Origin of the sequence: Lysinibacillus sp. UBA6686, from assembly GCF_002455205.1 — a bacterium.
GTDB lineage: Bacteria > Bacillota > Bacilli > Bacillales_A > Planococcaceae > Lysinibacillus > Lysinibacillus pakistanensis.
The window spans coordinates 37,792-40,359 of the sequence record NZ_DKJS01000047.1 but is presented as its reverse complement, the minus strand read 5'-3'; the positions used below and the strand labels follow the sequence as shown (position 1 = coordinate 40,359).

3 protein-coding genes are annotated in these 2,568 nt (G+C 37.3%); 2 read left to right on the top strand and 1 reads right to left on the bottom strand.

Annotated features, from left to right (window positions below; genetic code table 11):
- Positions 1 to 75 precede the first annotated feature (75 nt).
- Positions 76 to 1,071 carry a S66 family peptidase gene (locus B2R82_RS13020; protein WP_286925275.1) on the top strand — a complete coding sequence of 332 codons (996 nt, stop codon included), beginning with the start codon at positions 76 to 78 and terminating at the stop codon, positions 1,069 to 1,071.
- A gap of 425 nt (positions 1,072 to 1,496) precedes the next feature.
- Positions 1,497 to 2,303: a S1C family serine protease gene (locus B2R82_RS13015; protein WP_286925274.1), complete on the top strand. Its 807-nt coding sequence runs from the start codon at positions 1,497 to 1,499 to the stop codon at positions 2,301 to 2,303.
- Positions 2,304 to 2,480: 177 nt separating this feature from the next.
- On the opposite strand, the gene B2R82_RS13010 is transcribed toward B2R82_RS13015, so the two are convergent.
- Positions 2,481 to 2,568, bottom strand: an 88-nt coding sequence (locus B2R82_RS13010; RefSeq protein ID WP_286925277.1) for a cold shock domain-containing protein, incomplete at its 5' end; no start/stop codon positions are given.

Genomic DNA, 2,568 nt, shown 5'->3' with positions numbered 1-2,568 from the left:
GAATCATTCTAGCCCAATAAATTGTAAAATCATGTATAATAGCCTTGTCTAATAAAAAATAGAAAGAGGTATTTTATGTTTTCCCCTTTAAAAAAAGGCGATATGATCGGCATATACTCGCCTTCCAAACCAGCTACTGTAACAGCAAAAGCTCGCTATGAACGTGGAAAGAAGCGTCTGGAAGCACTAGGCTTAATCATTCGTGAGGGTTCTTTAACAGGTAAAGATGATTTTTATCGCTCTGGTACCCCGAAGGAACGAGCTCAAGAATTCAATGCCCTTCTACGTGATCCTCAAATAAAAATGATTTTACCGACAATGGGCGGTACAAATGCTAATAGTATGTTGCCTTATTTAGATTATCAAGCATTTCGTCAAAATCCAAAAATGCTTGTAGGTTTATCTGATGTGACCGCTATATTACTTGGAATGTATGCAAAGACAGAAATTCCTGTTTTTCACGGTCCTTCTGTTGCTTCAACATTTGGTGAATTTCCGCCATTTGTGCAATATACAGAACAATATTTTAAAAATTTGTTTATGTATTCTCTATCCATTCCCTACGATATGCCTGTTCCACCCATTTGGACAGATGACCGACTAAATTGGTTAGAAAAAACTTCTGAAAAAACACAACATCCGAATTCTTGGATTACGGTCCAGTCTGGTGTTGCTGAAGGACGTCTAATAGGTGGAAATATCAATACAATGTACGGTTTTATTGGAACCCCCTTTTTTCCACAAATAAAAGAAGGTGATATTTTATTGCTTGAGGATACATCCAAAACCATTGCAGTTGTCGAGAAAAACTTTACTATGCTTAAATTACATGGCGTTTTTGACAAAGCTGCTGCAATCATTTTAGGCAAACATGAACAATATGACGATTTAGGAACTGGGAGAAAGCCTTTTGAAGTCTTGCTAGAGGTACTTGATGGTAACAATATTCCTATTATTGCGGAAGTCGATTGCTGCCACACCCACCCTCTTCATGCCATGCCAATTGGTTTACGTATACGTGTCGATGCATCAAAAAAACAAATTAGCTTTTTAGAAAGCTGGTATTCTTAACATTCGTGTGTGCCTGTTAAACTTCACGTATAATGAAGGAAAGTAGTTGAATGAGTTTGCCTATGATACAACAAGGACTTATATTTCTCTTGTACTATTTTTCATTGGCTGTAGCGACATATGCAATACTGACTCGGTGAAAAAAATACCTGTCAAACAGCTAGATGAACAGCAAACTGCTAAAACGAGCCGTGCTTGGACCCTAGTCCTCACCTGATGGTTCGACAATTTACTTTCAAGGAGAAGGTAATGCTAATACGCTAACGACTACAAAATATTTTGCCAAAAACATTGGACGAATCCGTAAAGAGGACATGATGGTGACGAATAACGAGGGACAGTTTATTATTACGTCAATCTTACAGAAAATCGAGTAAGATTTACTTACTGCGGCGCCTTTTATTTTGGGTAAGGGGGTAATATGAATGCATGATATACATAGGTCAACTGAGGAAGAACTAACAGAAGAAGAATTGATTGAGCTTGTCCTTGCTGAACAGCAAAGGGCGTTAGCTCAAGAACGAGAGGAACGCCAGCAAGGTAAAAAACCTAAAAAACAAAAACCGATAATCAAATGGGTTGTCTGGAGTATGGCGCTTGTATTATTTATTAACACATTTGCTATAATCTTTCAAATTTACTCCATCCCTGCTATTGAATTTTTGAAGGTATCAACAAGGCTATCCGCACAAGAGGATATAAAAACCTATAAAAAATCGGTGGTAGAAGTATCTACTGGCAGTAGTAAAGGTACAGGTTTCTCCATTTCAGCAGATGGACTTATCGTCACCAATGCACACGTTATAGAAGACACCCATACTCTTTCGGTTATTTTTCCTGAGGAGGGCATTATGCAAGCAAAGTTAGTGCAAAGCTATCCTGATGTTGATTTAGCAATATTGCAAGTAACTGGTGATGAACTACCATCCCTTCCACTTGCTGAAGATCCCAGCTATAGTCAAAATGAACATGTCTATTTTATTGGTAATCCATTAGCCTTTACCGGCATTGCTAATGAAGGTACACTACTTGAATCAACATATCTTGAGGATTGGCAAGAGCCTGTTATGATGATGAAAGCACCTGTGTATCGAGGTAACAGTGGAAGTCCTGTGTTAAATAATGATGGTGAGGTAATCGGAATTGTCTTTGCCACGATGAAAAAAGAGCCATATGGTCAAGTAGGTTTATTTGTACCTGTTCAAGAATTACATCGTATTCTCAATAATTAAACCATACTGCTCCTGCTTATTCTCTCTTTTTGCGAGATAAGCCGTTTTAATTAGTTTACATAATAAATTTATTGTTAAAATAAAAATATACCTTTAATCCTGAAAGTATACAAAAAAAGGCATCCTATGGAAATAGGATGCCTTAAGTTTAACGAAAGTATTTTTAATTACTGAGAATTAAAGTTTAGTTACGTTAGCAGCTTGTGGTCCGCGGTTGCCATCTACAACTTCGAACTCTACTTTTTGACCTTCGTCAAGAGTTTTG